Origin of the sequence: Lysobacter sp. Root667 (assembly GCF_001427715.1) — a bacterium.
In the GTDB taxonomy this organism is placed as follows: domain Bacteria; phylum Pseudomonadota; class Gammaproteobacteria; order Xanthomonadales; family Xanthomonadaceae; genus Lysobacter.
The window spans coordinates 300,242-325,265 of the sequence record NZ_LMHF01000010.1 but is presented as its reverse complement, the minus strand read 5'-3'; the positions used below and the strand labels follow the sequence as shown (position 1 = coordinate 325,265).

Below are 25,024 nucleotides of genomic sequence, written 5' to 3'. Positions count from 1 at the left end.
GTCGTCATGAAGCGAGTCACCGTACTGAGCAGCGCTGCGTTCGCGTTCGCGCTGGCCGTATCCGGCGCCGTGCAGGCGCAGGATGCACTGACCGAAGCGCAGGTGCGCGCCACGCTGACCGACCAGGGCTACACCCACATCAACGACATCAAATTCCGCGACGGCGTCTGGAAGGCCGACGCGCGCAGCGCCGAAGGCAACCGCGTGGACGTGCGCCTGGATCCCAAGACCGGCCGCGTGTTTCCGGACGAGCAGGTCGCCAACCTCAGCGAAGCCGACGTGCGCGCGCGCCTGGCCGTGGCCGGTTACACCAACGTGCACGACGTCGATTACGAGGACGGCATCTGGAACGCCGAGGCCGACGATCCGGCCGGCCGCGACGTCGAACTCAAGATCGATCCCAAGACCGGGCGCGTGATCGGCGCCGACAAGGACTAAGGCCGCCCCGGACCGCGCCGCATCGCGGTGCGGTCCGGTCGTGTTTTTGCGAAGCGCCGCATCGCCGGATGCGTTTCCCCGTTGCGTTTACCAGCTGTCCTCGAGCATGCGCGGCCGGCAGGCGAGATAACCGCCGATCGTCAGCACCACCAGGCACAGGGTCAGGAAACCGAACGGCAGCAGCCAGCCATGACTGCGTTCGTGCAGCCAGCCGAACAGCAGCGGTCCGATGCAGCTGATGCTGTAACCCAGCCCCTGCATGAAACCCGAGAGCGCGGCGGAGCCGGCCTGGGTGCGCGTGCGCAGGTTGATCAAGGTCAGCGACAAGGGGAAGGTGCTCGGGCCCAGGCCCAGCATCGCCACCCAGAGCAGGGTCAGCGACATCGGCGCCCACAGCAGTCCGGCGAAGCCGCCCAAGTACATGACCACGCAGGCCAGCACCACCGGGAACGGATTGGCGATGCGCACCGCCAGCGCCGGCAGCGCCAGCGCTGCGATCAGGCCCAGGGTCGAGAACAGCGCGACCATGCTGCCGCCCAGCGCCGGACTGCCGCCGGCTTCGACCAGCAGCTTGGGCAGCCAGGTGAACATCGAATAGGTGATCAGCGAGGTCATGCCGAACATCAGCGCCATGCCCCAGGCCACCGACGAGCGCCAGGGCCGGCCGCGCGGCGCGGGCGCGCTCAGTTCCGGCGCTTCGTCCGCGCCGGTGACGGCGTGGTCGTGCGCCTCGCTCAGCGCGCGCGCTTGCGCCGAGCGGCCGTAGCGTTCCATCCACAGCGTCGCGATCCACGGCAATGCCGCGGCCACCGCGACCAGCGACCACGATCCCAGCGACGTGCGCCAGCCCGCGGCCTGCGCCAGCGGCACCGCCGCCAGCGCCGGCAGGATCGTGCCCAACTGCAGCACGGTGATGTAGAGCGAACTCACCGCGCCGACGCGATCGGCGAAATAGCGCTTCACCAGCGGCGGCAGCACCACGTTGCCGATGCCCATGCCCGACAGCGCCACCGCCGAGGCGACCAGCAACTGCCAGGTGTCGCCGGCGAATGCGCGGGCGAGCAGGCCCAGCGCGGCCAGCGCCATCGCCGACAGTGCCGCGCGTTCCAGGCCGAGGCGGTGCGCGATCGCCGGCGTGAGTACGCCGAATGCCGCGAACGCCGCGGTCGGCACCATGCCGAACACGCCGGTCATGGTCGGACCGAAGCCGAAGTCGCGGCCGAGGCTGTCCAGCAGCGGCGTCAGCGAAGTCACCGCGGTGCGCAGGGTGAACGCGGACAGCACGATGCCGGCCAGGATCAGGCCGCGGCCCTGCCACAGCGAACGCGAGCGCTGAGCCGGGGCGACGTAGGCGGTCGCGCTCATCGCGCGCACCGGGCGGTGGGATGGGAGGTCGTGTTGCGGGCAGCGGGGTTCATTGCGGTGCAGCCATCGGGGTGCGCGGGCCGGCCGCGACGGTGCGGCGTCTGTGAATGCGGTGCTGCGGCGAGCGGCGGGGCTCACGCGGCGGTCGGCGGGCGCTACAGGGGGAGGGGCGACGCTGCGGTCGTGGCCGCAGCGTCGGAGGCGACAGTGTGCCCGACAAGATGAATGCGCGGCAGCCGCGCCAGGACAACGCATAGTTCCAGGCGCCGGCCACCGAAACGACACAAAGTGCAAAGCCGGGGCCTGCAACCCTGACTTCCGCCGCTGGACCGGCCGATCCGCGCTCAACTAGTATCGGCCGCACTTTGGTCACAGGCGTCCCGTCCATGAAACTGCTGGTTGCGTCCTTGCTGTCCCTGTCGGTGTCCGCGGCCCTGGCGGCCGAAGCCCCGAAGTTCGATCCCCAGCGTTTGTCCGACGAGGTCAAGACCTTGTCGTCGGACGAGTTCGAAGGTCGCGGTCCGGCCACCGCCGGCGAGACCAAGACCGTCGACTACGTGGTCGCGCAGATGAAGGCCGCGGGCCTGAAACCGGGCGGCGACCTCAAAGACGGCAAGCGCGCCTGGACCCAGGCGGTGCCGCTGACGCGTTCGCAGATCGAAGGCGTGCCGACCCTGTCGGTGGCGGTGGACGGCAAGTCGCAGGCATTGACCCAGGGCGGCGAGATCGCCGTGCGCGCCGCGCTCGACGGTTCCAAGTCGGTGTCGATCGCGAACGCGCCGCTGGTGTTCGCCGGTTACGGCATCAAGGCGCCGGAGCGCAACTGGGACGACTTCAAGGGCGTCGACCTCAAGGGCAAGATCGCGGTCGTGCTGATCAACGACCCCGACTTCGAGAGCGGGCAGGGCGACTTCGGCGGCAAGGCCATGACCTACTACGGCCGCTGGACCTACAAGTACGAAGAAGCCGCGCGCCAGGGTGCGCTCGGCCTGCTGATCGTGCACGAGACCGATCCGGCCTCCTACGGCTGGGCCACGGTCAAGAATTCCAACACCAACACCATGTTCGACGTGGTCCGCGACCGTCCGGGCGCGACCCACCCGACCATGGAAGGCTGGATCCAGCGCGATTTCGCCGTCGACCTGTTCAAGCGTTCCGGCCTGGATTTCGAAGCGCTCAAGCGCCAGGCGCAGACGCGCGACTTCAAGCCGGTCGAACTCAAGGGCGCGAGCTTGTCGGCGAACTACGCGGTCAAGAGCGAAGTCATCACCTCGCAGAACATCGTTGGCCGCGTCGACGGCGCCCAGCGCCCGGACGAGACCGTCATCTACAGCGCGCACTGGGACCACCTGGGCGTGGGCGCGCCGGATGCCAAGGGCGACAAGATCTATAACGGCGCGGTCGACAATGCGACCGGCACCGCTGCGCTGATCGAGATGGGCCGCGCTTTCGCCCATGGTCCCAAGCCGCAGCGTTCGGTGGTGTTCCTGGCGGTGACCGCCGAGGAAAAGGGCCTGCTGGGTTCGGAGTACTACTCGTCCAAGCCGCTGTACCCGCTGGCCAAGACCGTGGCGGTGATCAACACCGACGCGCTCGACCCGACCGGCCCCTCGCGCGACTTCACCACCTCCGGCAGCGCCAAGCAGGAATTGCTGGACGAGCTGATCGCGCTCGGCCAGCGCTGGAACCTCAGCTACGTCACCGATCCCAAGCCCGAGGCCGGCCACTTCTTCCGCTCCGATCACTTCCCGTTCGCCAAGCGCGGCGTGCCGGCGATCTCGTTCGGCTCCGGCGACGACAAGGTCGAGGGCGGCCGCGCCGCCGGCGAGGCCGCGCAGCAGGCCTACACCGCCGACCGCTACCACCAGCCGGCCGACCAGTGGGAAGCCAGCTGGACCTTCACCGGCATGGCCCGCGATCTGGAACTGCTGTACACGCTGGGCAACGGCCTGGCCAACTCCAAGCGCTGGCCGAACTGGAGCCAGGATTCGGAGTTCCGCGCCGCGCGCGACGCCACCGCTGGCGAACGCAAGTAAGGCCACGTCGCCGCTCTCTCCCACGACGGAGGGAGCGGCGATGCGTCTGCGCATACTCATATGAGCCACGACCTTCGACTCCGCAACTGCGTCGCCGGCGACGAAGCCGCGCTGGCGCTGGTGGGCCAGGCCACGTTCCTGGAAACCTTCGCCGGCATCCTCGGCGGCGCCGACATCGTCCAGCACTGCGCGAACGCGCATGCTGCGGCGGTGTACCGCGCCTGGCTCGACGATCCCGCCAGCGCGCTGTGGCTGGCCGAGGCCGCGCCCGGCGAAGCGCCGGTGGGCTACGCGGTGATCGCACCGGCGCAGTTGCCCTTGGCCGATATCGATCCCGGCGATCTCGAACTCAAGCGCATCTATCTGCTGAGCCGTTTCCACGGCGGCGGCTGGGGCAAGCGCCTGCTCGCCGCTGCGGTCGCGCACGCGCGCAGCGCCGGCGCGAAACGCCTGCTCCTGGGCGTGTACGAGGGCAATACCTCGGCGATCGGCTTCTACGAACGCTGCGGTTTCCGCGCCCTCGGCACCCGCCGCTTCAAGGTCGGCGGCCGCGACTACGACGACCGCATCCTGGGCCTGGCGCTGGATTGAACGGCGCCAGCGGGCCACCGCTGGAACGCAGCGGCCCACCCATGACCGCCTCGCGCGGTTGATCGGCAGGATGTCGCGCCGCATCTTGGACCGATCGAGGCCGCGTTCCGGCCGCATCCCCACGGTGTCCCCATGTCCCAGCCGATCAAGATCGATTTCGTTTCCGACGTTTCCTGCCCCTGGTGCGCGGTCGGGCTGAAGTCGTTGGAGCAGGCGATCGCGCGCGTGGGCGACGAGGTCGCGGTCGAACTGCACTTCCAGCCGTTCGAGCTCAACCCGCAGATGGGCCCGCAAGGCCAGGACATCGACGAGCACCTGATCGAGAAGTACGGCTCGACCCCGGCGCAGCTCGCGCAGAACCGCGAAGCCTTGCGTCAGCGCGGCGCCGCGCTGGGCTTCGAATTCAACCTGCGCAACCGCATCTACAACACCTTCGATGCCCACCGCCTGCTGCATTGGGCCGCGCTCGAGGGCGGCGACTACGAACGCGCGCTCAAGCATGCCCTGCTGCGTGCTTACTTCACCGAGGGCCGCGACGTGTCCGCACACGAGACCCTGGCCGAGGTCGCCGCAGCGGTCGGCCTGGACGCGACGCGTGCGCGCCAGATCCTGGCCTCGCAGGAATACGCCGACGAAGTGCGCGCGCAGGAACGCCACTATCAGAGCCAGGGCATCAGCGCGGTACCGTCGGTGATCATCAACGACCGCCATCTGATCCAGGGCGGCCAGCCGGTGGAACTGTTCGAGCGCGCCCTGCGCCAGATCGCCGGGCTGGAACCGTCGCAGGCCGCGGGCGCTTGATCGCCCGCGTACCGCTGCGCGAACAAGACGGCGCCGGCCGCTACTGACGAATCGTTCTGCGCTCATGCGTCGGCGTGCGCGACGGCGACCGTCGCCACGCGGTACGCTTGAGCCCGGCGTCCTCAACCCCAGCTTTCGTGATCGAATTCCAGCAGGCCAGCAAGTCGTACCGGATCGCTAGCAAGGACACGCCCGCGCTGCTTCCGCTCGACCTGCGCATCGAGGCCGGCGAAGTGTTCGGCATCATCGGCCATTCCGGCGCCGGCAAGTCCACGCTGCTGCGCTTGATCAACCGGCTCGAAAGCGCCAGCGGCGGCCGTATCCAGGTCGACGGCGAGGACGTGGGCGCACTGGACGCCGATGGTCTGCGCGGTTTGCGCCGGCGCGTCGGCATGATTTTCCAGCACTTCAACCTGCTGTCGTCGAAGACGGTCGCGGCCAACATCGCGTTCCCGCTCGAACTCGCCGGCGCCTCCAGCGCGGACGTCGCCAAGCGCGTCGACGAATTGTTGGCGCGGGTCGGCCTGAGCGAACAGGCGCACAAGTATCCGGCGCAGCTGTCGGGCGGACAGAAGCAGCGCGTCGGCATCGCACGCGCGCTCGCCACCGGCCCCAAGATCCTGCTCTGCGACGAGGCCACCAGCGCGCTGGACCCGCAGACCACCGCATCGGTGCTGCAACTGCTGTCGGGCATCAACCGCGAACTCGGCCTGACCATCGTCCTGATCACCCACGAGATGGAAGTGATCCGTCGCGTCTGCGACCGCGTCGCTGTGCTCGACGCCGGCGCGCTGGTCGAGAGCGGTCCTGTCAGCGAGGTCTTCCTGCATCCGCGCCATCCGACCACGCGCCGTTTCGTCGCCGAGGCCGAGCATGTCGACGAGGGCGAGCTGCACCGCGACCTGGCGCAGGTGCCCGGCCGCGTCCTGCGCCTGACCTTCCTCGGCGAGAAAACCTACGAGCCGCTGCTGGGCCGCGTCGCACGCGAGTCCGGCGTCGACTACAACATCCTGGCCGGCCGTATCGACCGGATCAAGGACACGCCCTACGGTCAGCTCACCGTGTCGCTGGTCGGCGGCGACGCCGAACTGGCCATGGCCGCGTTCGCGCGCGCCGGCGTGCACGTCGAGGAGCTGTGCCGATGAACTGGGCGGTCGTCGGGGCGTGGTTCCCGCACCTGGACGCGGCCAAGTGGGCCGAGATCGCCCAGGCCGGCGGCGACACCTTGCTGATGCTCGCCGGCGCCTTGCCGCTGACCTTGCTGATCGGCCTGCCGCTGGGCGTGCTGCTGTTCCTCACTGCGCCGCGCCAATTGCACGCGCGGCCCAAGCTCTACGGCGCGCTGTCCTTGCTGGTCAATCTGCTGCGCTCGGTGCCTTTCATCATCCTGATGATCGCGATGATTCCGCTGACGCTGGCGGCGATGGGCACGTCGCTGGGCGTGCGGGGCGCGATCCTGCCGCTGGTGGTCGGCGCCGCGCCCTTCTACGCGCGCCTGGTCGAAACCGCGCTGCGCGAGGTCGAGCGCGGCGTGATCGAGGCCAGCTTGGCGATGGGCGCGAACACCCGCCAGATCGTGCTGCGCGTGTTGTTGCCCGAAGCCTTGCCGGGCCTGATCGCCGGCGCCACCGTCACCACCATCGCCCTGATCGGCTACACCGCCATGGGCGGCGCGATCGGTTCCGGCGGCCTGGGCGATCTGGCCTATCGCGACGGCTACCTGCGCTCGCACGGCGATGTCGCCTTGGTCACGGTGATCTTGCTGTTGATTCTGGTCCAGGCGCTGCAAAGCGTCGGCGACCGCCTGGTCGCACGCTTCAGTCGCCGCTGAAGCCGCGGCACCTAATCCCCCTTCGGAATTCCCTCGATGAAGAAACTCGCCCTGTACTCGTTCGCGTTGGCCGCGCTCGCCGGCTGCTCCGGCAATCAGGCGCCCGCCGACACGCTGACCGTGGCCGCGACCGCAGTGCCGCATGCGGAGATCCTCGAGGTGGTCAAGCCGATCCTGGCCAAGCAGGGCGTGAAGCTGGAAGTGCGCGTGTTCAACGACTACGTGCAGCCCAACGATCAGGTCGCGCAGAAGCTGCTCGATGTGAACTACTTCCAGACCGAGCCCTATCTGGACGCGTACAACCGTACCCGCGGCACCCAGCTGACCACGGTGGTCGGGGTGCACATCGAACCCTTCGGCGCCTACTCGCGCCGCTACAAATCGCTGGACGCGCTGCCGGCCGGCGCCGACGTCGCCATCCCGAACGATCCCAGCAACAACAGCCGCGCCCTGATCCTGTTGCACAAGGCCGGGGTGATCAAACTGCGCGATCCCGCCGATCCGCTGGCGACCCTGCGCGACATCGTCGACAACCCGAAGAAGCTGGCCTTCCGCGAACTCGATTCGGCGATGCTGCCGCGCGTGCTCGACCAGGTCGACCTGGCCATGATCAACACCAACTACGCGCTCGACGCCGGCCTGGATCCGACCCGCGATGCGCTGACCATCGAAGACCGCAATTCGCCCTACGTCAATTTCCTGGTCGCGCGCCCGGACAACATCAACGATCCGCGGGTGAAGAAGCTCGCCGCCGCGCTGACCAGCCCGGTGGTCAAGGTGTTCATCCAGACCAAGTACCGCGGCGCCGTGCTGCCGGCGTTCTGAACGCTAGCGGCCGAGGATCTGCAGAATCTCCAGCGCCATCCGCCGCCGGCTGCCCGACAGCCGGCGGAAATGCGACAGCGCCTCGCTCTCGTGTTCGTCGCGCGCGTAGTCGTCGACGAGCACCGCCGGCGCCAGTTCGGCGCCTTCGCAGCGGCTCGGGCCGCGCCCGGTCGCCAGCCATTCGAAGCTCAGCACGGTTTCCTGGGCGATCTGGATCAGGTGCTCGACGCTGGGCGTGGTGCCGGCGGGGTGCTCCCATTGGGTGACCGCGCTGCGCTTGACGCCGATGCGGCGGGCGAGTTCGGCTTGCGACAACGCAGCCAGCGCTCTGGCTTTGCGGATCCTCAGCGACAACGCACTCACGCAGCACTCCTTCGGTCGACATCCTGGTCGCGCCGCCCGGTCCCTGGCCCGCCGCGGCTTACCGGCAAGCGATTCTTGCCCAATCTTGTCCGGTATCGCTTTCCTGGCGGTGGGCAGGCCATCACGGCTTACGGCTACAGCTAACGGCTAGTGCGGCTGTCCCAGGACAGCCGGCGCGCGCACTTCTCAGCCGGTGGGCGGATATGCGAAACAGGTCGGGCGCCGCGGACCTGGCTCCGCGGCGTTGCCGTCGATACCGCCGCCACGGTGTCGGGCACGGGGGACGGTCCGGATCCATCCTCGCCGCGCGCGTCGCGCCGGCCCAGCACGGAGCATCGGGATGTTCAGGATCTGCCTGTTCGGATCGCTGTCGATCGCCAGCGGCGGCGCGCCCTCCGAAGCCGTCGCCATCGCCGGCCGCTGCGCGAGTCTGCTCGCCTACCTGGCCCTGGGCCGCGGCCGCTACTTCAGCCGTTCCGAACTGCTCGCCAGCCTGTGGCCCGAGCGTTCGTCCTCGTCCACCGCCGGTTCGTTCAACACCGCCCTTTGGCGTCTGCGGCGTTTGGTCGAGAAACCGCCGCTGAAGCACGGTGACCTGATCGTCTGCGACCGGCGCGGCGCGATTGGGCTGAACGGGCCGGCGGCGGTGTGGCTGGACGTGGACGAGTTCGAGCGCCTGGTCACGCCCGGCCTGAGCCGCGCGCCCGAACGCCTCAGCGACGCCGACATCGACGGCCTGCGCCGCGGCGTGGCGATGTACACCTCCGACATCCTGCTCGACGTTACCGACGACTGGGCCCTGCGCGAACGCGAGAAACATCGTCGCAACTATCTGAACGCGCTGGGGCGGCTGGTGCAGTTGGCGACGATCCGGCGCGACTATGCCGAGGGCATCGTGCATGCGCAGGCGATTCTGGACAGCGACGCGCTGCGCGAGGACGTGCATCGCGATCTGATGCAGCTGCTCGTGCTCAGCGGCCAGCGCGCGCAGGCTCTGCGCCAGTTCGAGCATTGCCGCGAACTGCTGCGGCGCGAGCTTGCGATCCAACCGATGCGCGAGACCATGGCCCTGTACCAGAGCATCGCCCAGAGCGCGATCGGCAGCGAGGCGGCGTCGCCGCCGTGGCCGGCGCAGGGCGCCGTCGGCTACGCGGTCCAGCCGATGGTGCCGGTGCAGGTGCCCGCGTATGCGGCGATGATCGCCGACGAGGGCATGCGCGCTTATGGATTGATCAATGCGGCGCGGCGCAGTCTGGCCACGGCGGATGCGCAGCTGCAGTTGAGTCTGCAGTTTCTGGAGCGATGAGAGGGCGGGAGCTTGGCCGCAAGGGCGCCCGTTGAGGACTGGTTGAAGACCTGCCTGTACCGATCGCGACTTACGTCGCTCCTACAGTGGGAGCGACGCAGCCCGGACTGTGACCCGGTCGACTACGCGATATCTGCCCTGCTCCGTGTGGGAGCGACGTAAGTCGCGATCGCCATCCCATCGGCCGCGCAGCTATCGGATCACGCAGCCGCATTCGCCCCCCCCCTCTTCGCGGCGCTCATCACTGCGCCTACTACCGAAGCCGGCGGCGGCCCCATCCCTCTCACCCGCATCACCGCACATCACACGCACCGACGATCGCGTGATTTCCCCGTGATCCGCCGGTGATGCCGCGGTGACGGCGCCGGTGCAGCCTCGGCCGCAAGCGTTTCCGCAGGGGCACCGTCGCAATGGCACTGCTCGAGGACCGTACCGCCGTCTTCATCGTTCGCGTCTGGTGCGAGCGCGGCGAGGCCGAGGCCGCCGTCGCCGAATGGCGCGGTTCGGTCGAGCACGTCCAGTCCGGCCAGCGCGCGTTCTTCCGCCATCTCGAGTCGGTGGTCGAGTTCATGAAGCCGCACCTGGAAGGCATCGGCATCGACGCCCAACAACGGTTCTGGGAACGAATTTCTTCGGTCATCAACGACGTCGGCGGCACGCCGATCGAACTGGCGCTGGATGCTCGCGCGCCGGCGATCGAACGTCGCGACGTCGCGGCTTCTTCCATCAGTGAACGCAAGCGTCGCTAGGAGTCAGTCATGGCACTCATCCGAGCCAACCGCGAATCGATCGACGATCGCTTCAGCGTGCTGGGCTTCACGGTCCGCAGCGAAAACCCGCTGTTCGAGATCGGCCTGGCCACCGACCCGGACCTGCTCAAGGCCGAGAATCGCGCCCGGCGCACGGCCAGCAATTTCTACTCCAGCCGCGTGCTGGGCAGCGGCGCGCGCCGCGGCGACGCGGTGTACCTGGTGCCGCCGAGCGTGGTCGCGCGCTTCGTCGGCCAGCCGCGCCTGTATTTCGGCCTGGCGACCTACAACGAGGGCGATCGCAGCCGCCCGGTATCGGTGAAGATTCCCGACGCCGGCAACATGTACGTCAACCTCAGCGGCCTGACCGAACGCGGCCTGCGGCGCACGGCGCGCCTGGACACGGTGTCGAGTTACGGCGTCGCCGCCAACGGCGGCCTGGCCTGGGGCGGCGATGCGCTCGACACGGCCGCGGCGATCAAGACCAACGGCAACGGCCGCAGCAACGGCAACGGCGCCGCGCACGCGGCCGCGCCGGTGGAACCGGCGCCGTACAGCGACGGCTACTCCGACGATCTGTGGCAGCAGGGCCCCGCGACTGCGGCGCCCGTCGCGCCCGCGCCGGCCAGCAACGGCAACGGCGCCGCACCGATCGACGGGAGCGCCCCGATCGCCGCCGCGCCGGGCGATGCCGCGCCCGCGACCGCGCAGTCCTATGGACGCTACAGCCAGCGCTACGACGCTCCCACGCACCGCACCCCAACGCCGAATCCGCGTTCGCTGCTGGTGTCCTCGTACTATCAGCCGAGCAACTGGTTCGACGCCCTGACCAGCCAGATCGGGTTCTTCCTGAGCAGCGCGATGTGGTTCCTCGGCGTGACCGACACCACCGTGCCGCCGCACTCGGCGATCTGCCAGGTGCGCAGGCCCGACGGCAGCGAAGAAGGGGCGCTGCACGGCAGCGCGTTCTTCATCGGCCCCTGCCTGCTGCTGACCGCCGCGCATGTGGTCGACGGACAGAGCGAGCTGATCATCGTGCCGGGCAAGAACGGTGTCGGCGTGAGCACGGCCACCGAACCCTTCGGCCGCTTCCGCGTCGCCGCGGCCGACTGCCGCAAGCATCCGTCCTACAGCGCCGGCAACAGCGACTTCGACATGGCGGTGATCCGCGTGCCGGCCGCCAACGCGGTGCCGGCCGACCGCACCTTCGACCTGGTCGAGGAGTTGACCCAGTCGCGGCCCGAGGGCGTGGTGGTCTGCGGCTACTCCGCGCGCTGGTACGCCAACGACGCGATCGAGCAGTGGGTCAACGACAACATCGACCCAAACAAGCAGCACATGCACGGCGGTTACATCCGCAGCCTGCCCACCGACGAAACCTTCGACTACGACCTGCAGACCCTGGGCGGCGCCAGCGGCTCGCCGGTGTACTGGATCGAAGGCGGTACCTTCCCGCGCGCGCACATGGTCGGCGTGCACGTGGCCGCGCATTCGGCCACCACCAACCTGGGCTGCCGGATCACCGCGGCCAAGCGCCAGTGGATCGCCCAGGAGGCCGCGGGTTTCGGCATCTCGTTCTCGCTCGCCAGTCGCGCCGCGCCGCGTGCGCAGGCGTTGGGCAGCGGCAAGGTCCATGCGCGCGCGCAGGAGATCATCACCCCGTTCTACGACCCCGCCGATCCGTCCACCGCGCTGAGCTGCCAGGCCGACGCCTTCAGCCTGGCGCGCGAGGAGTGGTTCGCCGGCGTGCCGAACACCTCGCTGTATCCGCATTCGGCGATCTGCCAGTTGCTGATCACCGGTCCCGACGGATCCGGCTACCAGGGCACCGGCTTCTACATCGGCCACAACCGCATCCTGACCTGCGCCCATAACCTGCACGGCATGAGCAGCGTGCAGATCGTCCCCGGCCGCAACGGCGCGAGCGGGCGTCCCTATGGGCAATGCACCGTGCAGTCCTCGTCCTGGCGGATCGCGCCGCGCTATACCGGCGACGGCGACTGGAACAACGACCTGGCGGTGATCGATAACGTTCCGCTGGCCGCGCCCAATGGTCAGTACTTCGAGTTCCTGCAGGCGACGCCCTCGGACCGCTTGCCGATCGTGGTCTGCGGCTATTCCGCGGCCTCGCGCGCGGTGCCGGAGCTGGACACGATCATCGACGGCGACAAGCAGCACCTGCACGGCGGTTATGTGCGCGAGCAGCCCAATCCCGAGACCATCGACTATCCGATCCTGTCGCTGATGGGCGCCAGCGGTTCGCCGGTCTATACCTTGTCCGACCGCGGCGGCGAGCTCAAGGCGCTGATCTGCGCGGTCCATGTCAGCGGCGAACCGGCGGCGCAGGGGCTCAATCGCGGCTGCTTCATCACCCCCAGCAAGATCGACTGGATCGAAGGCCGCGCCACCACCTTCGCCCTGGGCATGCCCGGCAGCAGGCGCGCGCATACCCGCGCATTCGCGCTGGAGGACGACGAGCAGGACAACAAGGGCATCAGCGAGGCGATCCCGGACGAGACCGTGGCTGCCGAGCAGTCGTACCGGCAGGCGCGTGCGTTCGACGCGCCGACCGCCGAGTACCCGGGTGCCAGCCGTTTCGCCCCAGCCTACACCGGCAACTACCGCAGCATGCGCACCCAGCGCACGGTCGACCGCATCGTCATCCACATCACCGACGGCGGCTCGCGCATCAGCGGCACCATCGGCTGGTTCCAGAACCCCGACCAGCGCAACTCGCGCAACGAGCACATCACTGTCAGCGCCCACTACGTGATCGGCCGCGACGGCGAAGTCGTGCAGATGGTGCGCAACAACGACGTGGCCTGGCATGCCAGCAGCGCCAACACCCACGGCATCGGCATCGAGCACGTCGCCAACAAGCGCGGACTGGACCCGACCGAAGAGCAGTACCAGGCGTCGTCGGCGCTGGTCGCCTGGCTGTGCGCGCAATACGGCCTGCCGATCGATCGCGAGCACATCGTCGGCCACCAGGAAGCGTCGCCGCGCGACAACCACGATTGCCCGAGCCGACTGTGGAACTGGGACCATTACATGGATTGCGTGCGCGCCGCGGCCGCCGCGCCTGCGCCGACCACGCAGGGCTTGCGCGGGCGTGGGCGCGCGACCGCGCTCGCCCTGCCCGGCCGCGCCTACGCGACCGCGCAGGAAATCATCACCCCGTACTACGACCCCTCCAACCCGATGAGCGCGCTGACCTGTCAGGACGACGCCTTCAGCCTGGCGCGCGAGGAATGGTTCGTCGGCGTCGAGGATACCCACGCGTTCCCGCATTCGGCGATCTGCCAGTTGCTGATGACCGACAGCGCAGGCAACGGCTGGGGCGGTACCGGCTTCTACATCGGCCCCAACCGCATCCTCACCTGCGCCCACAACCTGCACAACAAGGTCAACGTGACCGTGGTGCCGGGCCAGAACGGTGCCGGGGTCAAGCCGTTCGGCGAATGCACCCTGCCCAGTTCGTCGTGGCGGATCGCGCCGCGCTACACCGGCACGGGCAACTGGGAGAACGATCTGGCGGTGATCGAGAACGTGCCGATCGCCGCGCCCAACGGGCAGTACTTCGAATTCCTCAACGCGACCCCGTCCGATCGCCTGCCGATCGTGGTCTGCGGTTACTCCGGCGCGTCCGACGCAGTGCCCGAGCTCACCGCGGCGATCGACGGCGACAAGCAGCACCTGCACGGCGGCTATGCGGCTTCGCAAAGCAACGGCGAGGTGATCGAGTACCCGATCCTGACCCTGCATGGCGCCAGCGGTTCGCCGGTCTACCATCTGGATCGCAGCAGCGGCCAGCTCAAGGCCCAGGTTTGCGCGGTCCACGTCACCGGCCAGCCGGCGGCGCAGGGACTCAATCGCGGCTGTTTCATCACCCCGACCAAGATTGACTGGATCGAAGGCCGCGCGACCACGTTCGCGCTCGGCGGCGGGCGTCCGGTGCGCGCGCTGTCCGGCGGCGGCGCCGACTGTCCGGTGGTGCTGGTTCCGCAGCCGAACAAGGACGCTTGCTGGGCCGCGTCGATGGCGATGCTGCTGTCGTGGCGGCACAACGCTTCGTACACGCCCGAGACCCTCGCCAACCAGGTCGGCGGCTCGCTCGCCAGTTCCTACGGCTGGGATTTGCTCAATGCCGTGCGCGACCGCTACGGCTTCGTCGTGATCCCGCATCCGTCCAACGCCAGCGTCTACAACACGCCCAGCCAATGGGCGCAGTGGCTGCGCGACTGCGGCGCCTTGTGGGTGGTGATCGTGGGCGCGCCGCATGCGGTGGTGATCGCCGGCATCCGCGGCAACCTCGAGGATCCGGCCTCGGTGCAGGTCAAGGTGCTCAATCCCTGGGACACCCGCGTCGCCTTCGACGCCGATCCGATCGACTTCCATCCGGCCAACAACGGCTACGAAGACTGGCTGCCGTTCGCCGACTTTGCCGCCGACTTCGGCAACATGGCCGAACCCGACTACGGCAACTGGCGCGTGCTGTACCTGCCGCCCGAGGCGCCGAGCCCCAGCGCGCAATCGCTGGGCTACGGCGGCGGTCTGCGGCTGGCGCGTCCGCCGTCGCCGGTGCGGGCGCTGGACAGCGGCAGCGATGCCAGCGCGTCGGGCGAAACCCGCGAGCCGATCGAGCCCAGCCGCGTCGCCGGCACGCGCATGAGCGTGCTGCGCGGCAGCGCCGGCGCCTGCCGCTGGGCCCTGGACCAGCTCGAAGGCCTGAAGTCGCCGGCGCTGTTGTCGCCGAGCGTGAGTTCGGCCGCGGCCTTGGAGGTGCGCATCGAGCTCGGCGAATGGCCGGCGATCGAAGGCCAGTCCTCGCCGCTGCCGATCACGGTCGATTTCCGCGCCTCGCAGGGTTCGGTCGGCGACGTCCGCGTCGTCGCCGGCCTGCCGGCCAATCTGGCCTACGGCGTGGAAGCGACCGCGCGCATCGAGGACGCCGCCGATGTCGGCAGCGTCGCGGCGCTGAAGCTGAGCATCGATTACCGGTTCAGTGGGCTCGCACAGGGCAGTCCGGCGGCGCGGATCGAATTGCGCCTGCTCGGCGACGGCCGCTACGAGCGCGAGAACCGCTGGGTGACGACGGCCTGAGGATCGCACCGTGTCCGAGCACAACGGCACTCGCGGCAGGATCTTTCCGCCCAGGAACGGGGCGCCGTCGCCCGCGCTCGCGCTGGCCGATGCGCCCGCCGCAAGCGGCGCCGCCGCGACGCCGGCGGCTGCGCCCAAGCCGCAGGCCACCGAGACCATCGCCCGCCGCGCCGGTGCGATGGTCAACGAGATCGACTTCCCGGGCTTCGTGGCCCAGCTCGTGCACGGCACTTTCGACGCCATCGTCGATGCCTCGATCCGGCAGATGGAGAGCTACTCCAGCCTGGTCGCGGCGGTGGCCAAGACCTTGGATCAGTTCACCGAAGAGAACGTCAGCCCCAATCAGGCGCGCGACTGGCTCGCCACCCGCTATCCCGGCGAAGTGCAGCTGCTGCTGCCCGACGGCGGCGAACGCAGCGAGCCGCAGCTGGCGCCGCGCGCCGAGGGCCTGATGCCGGCGTGGCTGAGCGAGTACGGCGTCGACGGCGAGGAACTGAGCACCGAAGTGCTGGAGCAGCGCGTGCTTCCGCAGGTCCGGCTCAAGGTCGGCGGCGAGCGCCAGCAACTGCTCGCGACCATGGTCATGCTCGGCATGAGCCGGGTCGTGGTGCGCGACGGCAGCATCACCAGCAAGGTGATGTTCCGCGCCGCGGCCCAGGATGCGGCCAAGGTCGGCTACGCGGTCGGCGCCGATCCGCAGTCGGTCAACAACTGGGGCGAGCGCGGCGCGATGAGCTACAGCGGCCAGAGCTCGACCATGGTGTCGACGGTCGCGGTCAACGCCCAGAACGAATCCAACGTCCGCGCCGACCTGTTCGGCGAGGTCAAGCTCAATTTCGTCAGCGAAACCCTGCCGCTGGAACGATTGGCCGATGCGGCCAAGATCGCCTTGGTGCAGCGGCACTCGCCGGCGATGCGTGCGGCCGTGCCGGCTGCGGCACCCGCCGCCGCACCGGCACCGACAACGGCACCGGAGGGAGGCGTGTGATGCTGCGCGAGCTCTCGCAATTGCTGGACGAACTGCATGACGGCCTGATCGCGACAGAAGCGCGCGGTCTGCCGGTGCAGGTGCAGCTGGCCAACGTCGAGATGACGCTGCCGCTGGAACTGCGCCCGATCCTGCGCGACGGCGGCTGCGTGCTGCTGGCCGATCTGCCGCGCAGCCGCGAGGTCAACCCCTGGAACGCGATGCCGTCGCGCCTGACCGTGAGCTGGAGTTGCGGCGGAGGCCAGACATGAGCGCGCAGATGCCGGCCCTGCTGCGCGACAGCGGCGTGCCCTTCGACCTGTTCATCCAGGCCCTGACCGAGCAGTTGGACAAGGCCCAGGCGGCGATGGCGATCAAGGCCCGCGTCGGCAAGATGCCGCTGACCTTCGCGGTCAAGGAAGTGTCGATGGACCTGCGCGCCTTCGTGCAGATGATCGACGACGACGTCTACCTGCGCCCGGCCGGTCCCGGCGAATCCGAAGCCAGCACGATCAAGCTCGCCCTGACCACGATCACCAAACCGATGATCGAAGAGAACGCGATCGACTTCAAAGCCGAGGACCCGAAGTTCAATCTGCGCGAGGCACTCGGCGATTCGATCAGCGAAGACGACCAGCGCCGGCTCGAGCGCATCGGCGTGCGCACCATCACCCAGCTCAACGAACTCAAGCAAAGCGCCGGCACCGACGTGATCTCGCGCCTGTCGCGGATGCCGGTCAACCGGCTGCAGCAGGCGCTGATGAGCGCCGCCGCGCCGCGCGTGACCCGGGTCGAGCGCGGCGACGAGCGCGATGCGCGCGCCACCCAGCGCGTGCACCTGAGCGCGCCGGCCCTGCGTGCCGGGCGCCTGCCGCTGGTGCGCGCCGCGGGCGAGGCGGTGCCGGTGGTCGAGAGCGACGACGGCCGCCTGGTGCTGGCGCCGCTGGCCAGCCAGCTCGGTTGCGATGCCGAACTCGATTTCGGCGGCGGCGAGGTCGCGCACGTGCGGCTGACCGAAGGCCATCTCGGTCGCTGGAGCGAAGACGCGAACGGAGGCCGGCCATGAACGCCGCCTGGTCGCCGCGGGTTCCCGGCCGGCTGCTGGTGACCCTGCGCCTGGGCGAAGTGCCCGAGCACGTGCCCGGCCTGCGCGCCTGCACCCAGTACGGCACTCCGATCGCCGAGCACATCGACGGCGGCGCGATCGACCGCCTGCTGCGCCATCACGCCGGCGCGTTCCGGGTCGCGCGCCTGCACAGCGCACGCACGCCGCGCAGCGAACGCGCGGTCGCGGGCGCGCGTCGCTTCGACGATGTCGAACAGATCAGCGGCGTCGCGCGCGTGCTGCGCATCGAACTGCGCGACCCCGCCGGCGCCGCGGCGCTGCTGCAGGCGCTGGCGGAACTGCCCACGGTCGAGCGCATCGGCGCCGATCATCTATGCCGCGCGCCCTTCGACGCGCCCGGCGAAGGCGGCGCGGCCGACACGCGCCGCGCCTGGGCGCGCGAACTGATCCGGCTGCCGCAGGCGCTGGCCTACGAACCCGGCGATCCGGCCACCGTGATCGGCCTGGCCGATACCGGCGTCGCGATCCAGCACGCGGAACTCTCGTCGCGGCTGCGCGCCGGCTTCGACAGCGTCGATCTGGATCCGGCCGCGGTCGGCGGACTGACCCTGGTCGGCGACTACCGCCGTCGCGGCGAACGTCCGCAGGACGAAGTCGGCCACGGTACCGGTTGCGCCGGCATCCTGGTCGCGCGCGGCCACGATATTCCGCCCGGCGGCGCCGGTGCCTGCGGCCTGACCCCGGTGCGCGTGCTCGGCGCGGCGGTGGGCGCGGACGAGCGCCGTTTCGGCGTCGGCGCGCTGGACAACATCGACGCGGGCATGAAGCGCCTGATCGACCTGGGCGTGAAAGTGATCAACATGAGCTTCGGCACGCCGGAGTCGGCGCTGGGCGCCGACGCGCCGAAGCCGCACGAAGAGATCGTGCGCTACGCCCTGGCGCGCGGCGTGATCCTGGTCGCGGCCAGCGGCAATTCCGGCCTCACCGAGAAGTACTACCCGGCGGCCCACGAAGGCGTGATCGCGGTCGGCGCGATCGACAGCCAGCGCCGTCCGTCCAGCTTCAGCACCCGCGGCGATCACGTCGCGGTCTGCGCGCCGGGCCGCGACATCCTCACCTGCGGCCTGGAGGGATACCAGACCGCCAGCGGCACCAGTTTCGCCTCGCCGTTCGTCGCCGCGATCTGCGGTCTGCTCGCCTCGCGCTCGCAGCGCCGGGCCTGGCCGCTGGACAGCGCCGAAACCCGCGAGGTTCTGATCGAGAGCGCGCGCCCGTTCGCCAGCGCCGGCGTCGAAGGCTGCGGCCATGGCGTGGTCGACGCGCTGGCCGCGCTGCAGGCCCTGGATGCGCGCATCGACCGCGCGATCCGCGAGGAAGGCGATGAGTCCACCGATGTTCCACCCGCGCTGGCCGCGGCCTGACCCACTCATCACACACGCACCACGCAACGCTGCCGAGGAGAGCCCCATGGCGAGCAAACGACACAACAGCAAGTCCCGCAAGCACGCGGGCGCCGCGGCGGACCAGCGTAACGCCGTGCGCCGCGCCCATCCCAGCCGACTCGACTTCGTCCAATCCGGCTCCAGCCATTCCGGCTCCACCCATTTTGTTACCAACGCGAGAGAACCGTCATGAAACGTATCCTGCTGGTTGACCTGGGCGAGCGCGAGCTGAAGAAGCGCCAGGAGCTGCGTGCCCGCCAGCAAGTGCTGGAGACCATCCAGAAGACCGCCGACACCAGCGGCGGACTGAGCAGCCGCCAGCTCGACGAGCTGGAGCGGATCAAGAAGCAGCTGGGCAGCGACGTGGTCATCGACCCGTTCTACCGGCTGGTCGCGGCGACCCATCAACAGGAAGCCTGGGACGACTTGGAGCGCAAGAAGAAATTCGTGCACAAGTACGGCCTGCTCGGCTCGCAGCGCATGACCGGCAGCCTGATCGAGCCGCTGGACAAGTACGAGCGCGAGATCGCCTCGATCTGCGGCTTGCTTCAGGTCGACGGCTACACCGATGCGGCGCGTCCGGACTTCGTTCAGCGGATCAGCACCGCGCAGGGCGAGTACCGCAAGAACCGCAGCCTGTTCGACGCGGCCTACGCCCAGCTCGGGCAGCGCTATTCGGTGGTGCTCAAGTCGCAGATCGACTCGGGCCTGATCGATCCGGACATCGTCGGCTGCATCGACCCCAACGAGGACCCGCGTACGCGTTGCGACGCGCTCGACGGTTCCGCCGCAAAGCGCAACGCGATCGCCGCGGCGCAGGCCGCGTTGGCCCGCTCGCGCGAGGCCGACCAGGCCGCCGCGAGCGCGCGCGAGAGCGCACGTGCGGCCGCCAAGACCGTCAAGGAGAAGCAGTCCGAACTGGAGGCGCTGAGCGACGAGAAGCCGAGCAAGGCCGAGCTGGCCGCAGCACGCCGCGCCGTGACCAGCGCCACCAAGGCCGCCGAGGCCGCGACCGCGCAGGCCCGCCGCGCCGCCGACGCCGCCGTCGCCGCGCGCAGCGCCGCCGAAGAGGCGCAGGAGGAGGCCACGGACACCGCCGTCGCCGAGGACATGCGCGATACCGGCAACGCCTTCGTGCCCGCCGCCAACGAAACCGTGTGCGCGCTCAGCGGCCGCAACGTCGCCGCGGTGGTGCGGCGCCTGGCCACCGACGGCGTCAGCGCGAACGATGCGTGGCTGGCCAGCCGCATCCAGAACGTCTACGACATGCAGACCGGCGTGGTCTCCGGCGCGCCTCCATCGGCCATGGAAATCATGCTGCCGGACCTGGAGGAAGCCACCGACGTCGAGATCATTCGCGAGAACCTGCATGCGGTGCAGGCGATCTACTTCGCCTACATGCTGGAAGAGATGCGCATGCCCCAGGTGATCGAGCGGATCGTCGAGCTGTTCCGCGCCGGGCTGCTGCCACTGGGCCGCGGCAAGGCCGGCGACTACCTGTTCAACTACTACAAGAAGGCCGGCGAGCGCATCACCGAAGGCGAGCGTCGCGACCTGTACATGCGCGTGTTCGGCGCCCCGGGCGGCGATCCCAACGCCAACCAGCCCAACCGCGACTTCAACGAGCTGTGGCTGCGCTTCGTCTCGGCGGTGTCTTCGTTCGGCCGCCAGCTCAGCGTCGACCGGCTCCTGCGCAGCAACATCCCGGTGGCCGTGTCGCAGGAGCAGGTGCGCAAGGCCGGGCGCGATCTTGGCGCCAATCTGTCGCTGAACGGCTACGGCATCGCCTATTTCGCCGCGACCGAACTGCAGCAGATGATCCTGGAATTCCGCGACCAGCTCAGCGATCCGGAAATCCGCGGCGCCTTCGGTGCGCGCGACATGTGGCAGGTGATCGACCAGGTCAACGCCAACTACCTGGGCGGCACCCGCAACACCCATCGTTATCGCACCCAGGCCCGCGCCGGCGCGGTGATCATCCGCTGGCTGGCCAACAACCACCAGCGCCTGAGCGGCCGCTTCGGCGAGGTGATCTCGCTGGCGGCGCTGACCAACCCGCAACTGCGCGGCAGCGACCAGCCGACGGTCGATCCCAACGACTGGGATCTGCTGCAGGCCTGCGAGCAGTGGCTGGCGGTGGGCGGCGTGCAGGACGAGAGCGTCGAGCACTATTCGCAGTCGACCGAGTCGCCGGTCATCACCAGCAAGCCGATCGAGATGCCCGCGTTCGCACGCGAGGCGATCGAATCGCTGACCGGCGGCCTCAACGGCTCCATGCCGTTGATGTGATCGCGACCCATGCCGCCTGAAGTCTCCACGGGAGCACCGCAATGAACCAGCCCTCGAGCCATCACGGCAAGCAGCCCATGGCGACGCACGTCAAGCGCTCGCTCGCCACCGCCGCGCGCGCCCTGGGCACGCGCGATCCCCTGCCGTACCTGGATTCGCTGATCGACCGCACCTTCCGCCTGCCCGACGACGACGTCTCCTACGCCCGCAATGCGCTCACGCCCGGCGCGGTGCCGTACGAGCCTTCGTTCTCGGAAACCGAGCCGGACATGCTGCGCTTCACCATCGAACCGCTGGGCCCCGGCGCGCCGCCGGTGGCCCGGCGCGACGAGGCCACGCGCGAGATGCGCCGGCTGGTGCAGCCTGTGTTCGGACGCGAGGCGCTGCGCTGGTTCGATTCGCGCAGCGAGGAATGGCGCGGCTTCGGCGGCCTGGGCTGGATGAACTATGGCGCCTGGTTCGGCAGCGCCTTCGACGAGGACGGCCTGTACGCAGCCAAGATCTACTACGAGCTGCTGCCGACCCAGATCGAAGCGCTGTCGCCGGGCCTGTCGATGCTCACCCGCCAGGTGATGGCGGAGATGCCGAGCCTGATGCCGATCTTCACCTCGATCGGCTGCAAGCGCGAATCCGGCAGTCAGCGCGTGACCTTCCTGCATCGCGGAAAACTCGCGGTATCGGCGCTGGGACCGATGATGAATCGGCTCGGCATCGGCCATCAGCTGCCCAGCCTGATGCGTATCGTCGGGGTCGCATTGGGCGGGCGCTTCGAGCTGCCCGACGGCGGCGTGCTGGTGGGCGTGCGCGAAACCGCGGACGGCGCCGAGCTCAAGCTGGAGATCCTGCTGGCGGCGATTCCCGATCTGCCGGCACGCTTCCTCGACCTGCTCAAGCTCGGCCTGGCCGAACGCCCGCGCCAGCTCGCCGCGCTGTCGCGCTGGCTGGAAGCCTTCGGCATGGAGGAGGCGCGCGAGCAGGGCCACTTCTCGGTGCTGAGCATCCGGGTCAATCCGAACTCGCCGGCGCGCATCAGCCTGTACGTGCGTCCAATCGAATTCGAAATGCGCGACAGCATCCAGGAAGCGCGTCAGCTGCAGTAGCGCGCACCGGCGCGGCGGTGGGGCGCGCGCCGTCGGGCGGGCGCGTCCCCGGGTGTTCTTCGGCGGGCGGGGCGACCCCGGTGCCGGACTTTGCAAAGACATAGAGACGGAGTCATAGCCATGTCAGCCGCGAGCGTCAGATCCGCGATCTTTCCGCCTACCGCGCGTCCCGCCGATTCCGGCTCGGCGCCGGTGGCCAGCCGCGAAACCCACGAATCCGCGCGCCTAGCCGTGCGCGAACTGCTGCAGAGCAGCCAGGCCTTCCACGAACTGGCGCCGGAGAAGCGCGAAGCGCTGGCCCAGGGCCTGGTGCGGATCGGCAGCTATCTGGCCGAGCCGGGGATCAAGCTCAAGCCCGAAGAACAAAGCCCGCAGGTGCGCGCCTTGGCCAACGAGGGTCTGTCGCGGGTCAGCCAGCGCGGCAGCAACACCGACCAGGAGGGAAAATTCACTGCGCAGAGCGCGCGCGAAGGCGCGGCCGTGGCCGGCGCCTTGCTGCGCGAGGTCAACTTTCCGGAATTCTGCGCCGGCCTCATCAACGGCGTGTTCCATTCGCTGGTGCAGAGCTCGATCGAGCAGATGGAGGCCTACGCCAAACTGGTCGCCGACGTTTCCAAGAGCCTCAACCAGTTCCGCGACGACAACACCACCCAGAACCAGGGCCGCGATCATCTGGTCGAGCAGTTCCCTGACATGTTCCAGTTGAGCATGGACACCGGCGGCTTCGGCGACATGGGCGGATTCGGCGACGAGAGCGCCGCCTCGTCCGGACCGCGCGTGACCCTGCGCGAAGGCGTCGACGAGCGCGCGGCGGTCGGGCGGCTCAACAGCTCGCTGCCGCTGGACAAGCCGATCGAACGCCTCGACGACGAACTGATCGAAGCGGTGCTGGTGCCGGCCGCGCGCACCCAGGTCGCGACCGGCCGCCAGCAACTGCTGGCGACCATGGTGATGCTGGGCATGAGCCGGATCGTGGTCACCGACGGCAAGATATCGGCCAAGGTCATGTACGACTTCCAGGCCCGCGACAACATGTCGTTCCGCAAGAGCGCGCAGCAGTTCGACTACGGCGACCAGTACGCGACCACCTCCAGCGGCGACTACGAGGGCAGCTCCGAGGGCGGCGAGCGCAGCAGTTCCTACAGCAAGGACGCCGGCTACCAAAGCAGCAACCGCGACGCCAGCTATTACTCCAAGGGCACCTACAAGACCACCGCGCAGCCGGTGCTGAAGATGGCGTCGGCCTCGCAGACCACGATCGACGCCAGCCTGCAGACCAAGGCCAGCCTGGCCGGCACGATGGAGGTCAACTTCAAGAGCGACTATCTGCCGCTGGAAAAGCTGGCCAATCCCGAATCGATCGCGGCGATCCAGATGAACGCTCAACCGGGCATGGTCAAGACCCTGGCCGGACGTCCGCCCGCGCAGGGCGGTCAGGCCGCGACGCCGGCGACCACACCGCCGGCAACGCGTTGAGGCGGCGGGCAATGGAGCGATGGCCATGAGCGACTCAGTGCGCAGCGCAGCCGCCCCGCCGTCGTGGCTGGACGACGACACCCTGTCGGCGGTGCGGCCGCAGGTGCGGCGCCTGCTCGAATCCTCGCCCGGCTTTCGCGAGCTGCCGGTGGCCGAGCAGCAGGAGCTGGCGCGCAACATGGTGCGCGTGGCTTCGTACATGACCAATCCCGACGGCCTCGCCAAGCAGGAGCTCACGCCGGGGCAGGGCATCCTGGCCAAGAGTCAGGGCAGCGAAGACGGCCTGACGCGTGCGCTCGCCGGCGAAGTCGATCAGGCCAAGGGCAAGGCGTCCGACAAGATCGGCACCTTCGCCGGCAGCGACTTCAAGGCCGGTTCGGTCGAACAAGGCGCCGACAATTTCAAGAAGTACATCGGCTCGGTGGATTTCCCGGCCTTCGTCGGCGGCCTGATCCAGAACGTGTTCCAGGCCATCGTCAACGCCTCGATCCAGCAGATGAACGCGTACGGCGAGCTGCTGAAATCGGTGGCGCAGACGGTCGACCAGTTCGCCGCCGACAACATCAGCCTCAACAATGCGCGCGATTGGCTGGTCGACCGCTTCCCCGGCGATCTGGGCATCGACACCAGCGACTCCGAGGGCGGCGGCCCGCGCCTGACCAACATCAACGAGGAAGACGACCAGGCGGCCTTGGCCCGGATCAACGCCGAACTGCAGATCGCCCAGCCGATCACCGACATTTCCGATGCCGACCAGGAGGCGCGGCTGACCCAGGCCGCGCGCCTGCAGATGGCGCGCAGCCGCCAGCAGCTGTTGTCGTCGATGGTGATCTTGGGCATCAACCGCATCGTCGTCACCGACGGCGCGATCAACGCCAAGGTCGTGTTCGACTTCCGCGCCAGCGACGAAGCCTCGCGTTCGGCCGGCGCCTCCCTGTACGACAGCCAGTCGAGCATGAACCGCAACCGCAGCGCGGCCGGCGTCCATTTCGGCTGGGGCGCGGCGGGCTCGGTCAACGAGAACGTGCAGCGCCACATGACCACGGTGTCGTCTTCGGTAAGCGAGGACTCCGAGTCCAAGCAGGACATGAAGGCCAAGCTCACCGGCGAGGTGCGGGTCAACTTCAAGTCGGACTACTTCCCGATGGAGAAGCTGGCCTCGCCGGCCATGATCGCGGCGATCCAGGGCAATTCGACGCCGGTCGATCCGAACTACGTGCCGGGCGCGCGCGGCGGTGCCGCCGCCGGCGGCGCGCAGGGCAGCGGCAATCGCTGA

At 69.1% G+C, this 25,024-nt stretch carries 20 protein-coding genes and 1 pseudogene; 19 read left to right on the top strand and 2 right to left on the bottom strand.

Features of this window, described 5'->3' with window-relative positions:
* Positions 1 to 6: 6 nt before the first annotated feature.
* A complete protein-coding gene (locus ASD78_RS09325; protein ID WP_056100538.1) occupies positions 7 to 438 on the top strand; it encodes a PepSY domain-containing protein in 432 nt (143 codons plus the stop codon).
* Positions 439 to 525: 87 nt separating this feature from the next.
* Here ASD78_RS09325 and ASD78_RS09320 read toward each other — a convergent pair whose 3' ends face one another.
* Positions 526 to 1,803 carry an MFS transporter gene (locus ASD78_RS09320; protein WP_055904662.1) on the bottom strand — a complete coding sequence of 426 codons (1,278 nt, stop codon included), beginning with the start codon at positions 1,801 to 1,803 and terminating at the stop codon, positions 526 to 528.
* Positions 1,804 to 2,189: 386 nt separating this feature from the next.
* On the opposite strand from ASD78_RS09320, the gene ASD78_RS09315 reads away from it, so the two are divergent.
* From ASD78_RS09315 to ASD78_RS09290, 6 genes and pseudogenes are all read left to right on the top strand, one after another.
* The gene (locus ASD78_RS09315) at positions 2,190 to 3,839 is read left to right on the top strand and encodes a M28 family metallopeptidase (protein ID WP_056100534.1); all 1,650 of its coding nucleotides are present in this window, start codon (positions 2,190 to 2,192) and stop codon (positions 3,837 to 3,839) included.
* 60 nt (positions 3,840 to 3,899) lie between these two features.
* Positions 3,900 to 4,430, top strand: a complete 531-nt coding sequence (locus ASD78_RS09310; RefSeq protein WP_056100531.1) for a GNAT family N-acetyltransferase — start codon at positions 3,900 to 3,902, stop codon at positions 4,428 to 4,430.
* A 132-nt stretch (positions 4,431 to 4,562) separates the two neighbouring features.
* The gene (locus ASD78_RS09305) at positions 4,563 to 5,231 is read left to right on the top strand and encodes a DsbA family oxidoreductase (RefSeq protein WP_056100529.1); all 669 of its coding nucleotides are present in this window, start codon (positions 4,563 to 4,565) and stop codon (positions 5,229 to 5,231) included.
* Positions 5,232 to 5,368: 137 nt separating this feature from the next.
* Complete coding sequence (locus tag ASD78_RS09300) at positions 5,369 to 6,376, top strand: methionine ABC transporter ATP-binding protein (protein ID WP_056100527.1); 1,008 nt, start codon at positions 5,369 to 5,371, stop codon at positions 6,374 to 6,376.
* Positions 6,373 to 7,062 (top strand): methionine ABC transporter permease, encoded by a 690-nt coding sequence (locus tag ASD78_RS09295; RefSeq protein ID WP_055904648.1) that lies wholly within the window; start codon positions 6,373 to 6,375, stop codon positions 7,060 to 7,062. Before ASD78_RS09300 ends, ASD78_RS09295 begins: the two co-directional genes overlap by 4 nt.
* 108 nt (positions 7,063 to 7,170) lie before the next feature.
* Positions 7,171 to 7,887: pseudogene (locus tag ASD78_RS09290) on the top strand (MetQ/NlpA family ABC transporter substrate-binding protein); the annotation flags it as partial.
* Between the two features lie 3 nt (positions 7,888 to 7,890).
* Here ASD78_RS09290 and ASD78_RS09285 read toward each other — a convergent pair.
* Positions 7,891 to 8,250: a helix-turn-helix transcriptional regulator gene (locus ASD78_RS09285; RefSeq protein ID WP_055904642.1), complete on the bottom strand. Its 360-nt coding sequence runs from the start codon at positions 8,248 to 8,250 to the stop codon at positions 7,891 to 7,893.
* Between the two features lie 340 nt (positions 8,251 to 8,590).
* Between ASD78_RS09285 and ASD78_RS09280 the strand changes: the two genes are divergently transcribed.
* From ASD78_RS09280 to ASD78_RS09230, 12 genes are all read left to right on the top strand, one after another.
* Positions 8,591 to 9,556 (top strand): BTAD domain-containing putative transcriptional regulator, encoded by a 966-nt coding sequence (locus ASD78_RS09280; RefSeq protein ID WP_056100520.1) that lies wholly within the window; start codon positions 8,591 to 8,593, stop codon positions 9,554 to 9,556.
* Positions 9,557 to 9,966: 410 nt separating this feature from the next.
* Positions 9,967 to 10,305 (top strand): hypothetical protein, encoded by a 339-nt coding sequence (locus tag ASD78_RS09275; RefSeq protein WP_055904635.1) that lies wholly within the window; start codon positions 9,967 to 9,969, stop codon positions 10,303 to 10,305.
* Between the two features lie 9 nt (positions 10,306 to 10,314).
* Positions 10,315 to 15,408, top strand: coding sequence for an N-acetylmuramoyl-L-alanine amidase (locus ASD78_RS09270; protein ID WP_056100516.1), 5,094 nt, complete (start codon positions 10,315 to 10,317; stop codon positions 15,406 to 15,408).
* A gap of 10 nt (positions 15,409 to 15,418) precedes the next feature.
* Positions 15,419 to 16,396 carry a hypothetical protein gene (locus ASD78_RS09265; protein ID WP_056100513.1) on the top strand — a complete coding sequence of 326 codons (978 nt, stop codon included), beginning with the start codon at positions 15,419 to 15,421 and terminating at the stop codon, positions 16,394 to 16,396.
* Positions 16,396 to 16,647: a hypothetical protein gene (locus ASD78_RS09260; protein ID WP_056100510.1), complete on the top strand. Its 252-nt coding sequence runs from the start codon at positions 16,396 to 16,398 to the stop codon at positions 16,645 to 16,647. The genes ASD78_RS09265 and ASD78_RS09260 overlap by 1 nt, the downstream gene beginning before the upstream one ends.
* On the top strand, positions 16,644 to 17,441 hold the full coding sequence (locus ASD78_RS09255) for a hypothetical protein (RefSeq protein ID WP_056100505.1): 798 nt from the start codon (positions 16,644 to 16,646) through the stop codon (positions 17,439 to 17,441). Before ASD78_RS09260 ends, ASD78_RS09255 begins: the two co-directional genes overlap by 4 nt.
* The gene (locus ASD78_RS09250; RefSeq protein ID WP_056100502.1) at positions 17,438 to 18,862 is read left to right on the top strand and encodes a S8 family serine peptidase; all 1,425 of its coding nucleotides are present in this window, start codon (positions 17,438 to 17,440) and stop codon (positions 18,860 to 18,862) included. The genes ASD78_RS09255 and ASD78_RS09250 overlap by 4 nt, the downstream gene beginning before the upstream one ends.
* 46 nt (positions 18,863 to 18,908) lie before the next feature.
* Positions 18,909 to 19,076: a hypothetical protein gene (locus ASD78_RS20695; RefSeq protein ID WP_156087678.1), complete on the top strand. Its 168-nt coding sequence runs from the start codon at positions 18,909 to 18,911 to the stop codon at positions 19,074 to 19,076.
* The gene (locus ASD78_RS09245; RefSeq protein WP_056100499.1) at positions 19,073 to 21,172 is read left to right on the top strand and encodes a hypothetical protein; all 2,100 of its coding nucleotides are present in this window, start codon (positions 19,073 to 19,075) and stop codon (positions 21,170 to 21,172) included. Before ASD78_RS20695 ends, ASD78_RS09245 begins: the two co-directional genes overlap by 4 nt.
* A 41-nt stretch (positions 21,173 to 21,213) precedes the next feature.
* Positions 21,214 to 22,272, top strand: a complete 1,059-nt coding sequence (locus ASD78_RS09240) for a hypothetical protein (RefSeq protein ID WP_056100496.1) — start codon at positions 21,214 to 21,216, stop codon at positions 22,270 to 22,272.
* A gap of 120 nt (positions 22,273 to 22,392) precedes the next feature.
* Positions 22,393 to 23,748: a hypothetical protein gene (locus tag ASD78_RS09235; protein WP_200944150.1), complete on the top strand. Its 1,356-nt coding sequence runs from the start codon at positions 22,393 to 22,395 to the stop codon at positions 23,746 to 23,748.
* Positions 23,749 to 23,773: 25 nt separating this feature from the next.
* Complete coding sequence (locus ASD78_RS09230) at positions 23,774 to 25,024, top strand: hypothetical protein (protein WP_056100939.1); 1,251 nt, start codon at positions 23,774 to 23,776, stop codon at positions 25,022 to 25,024.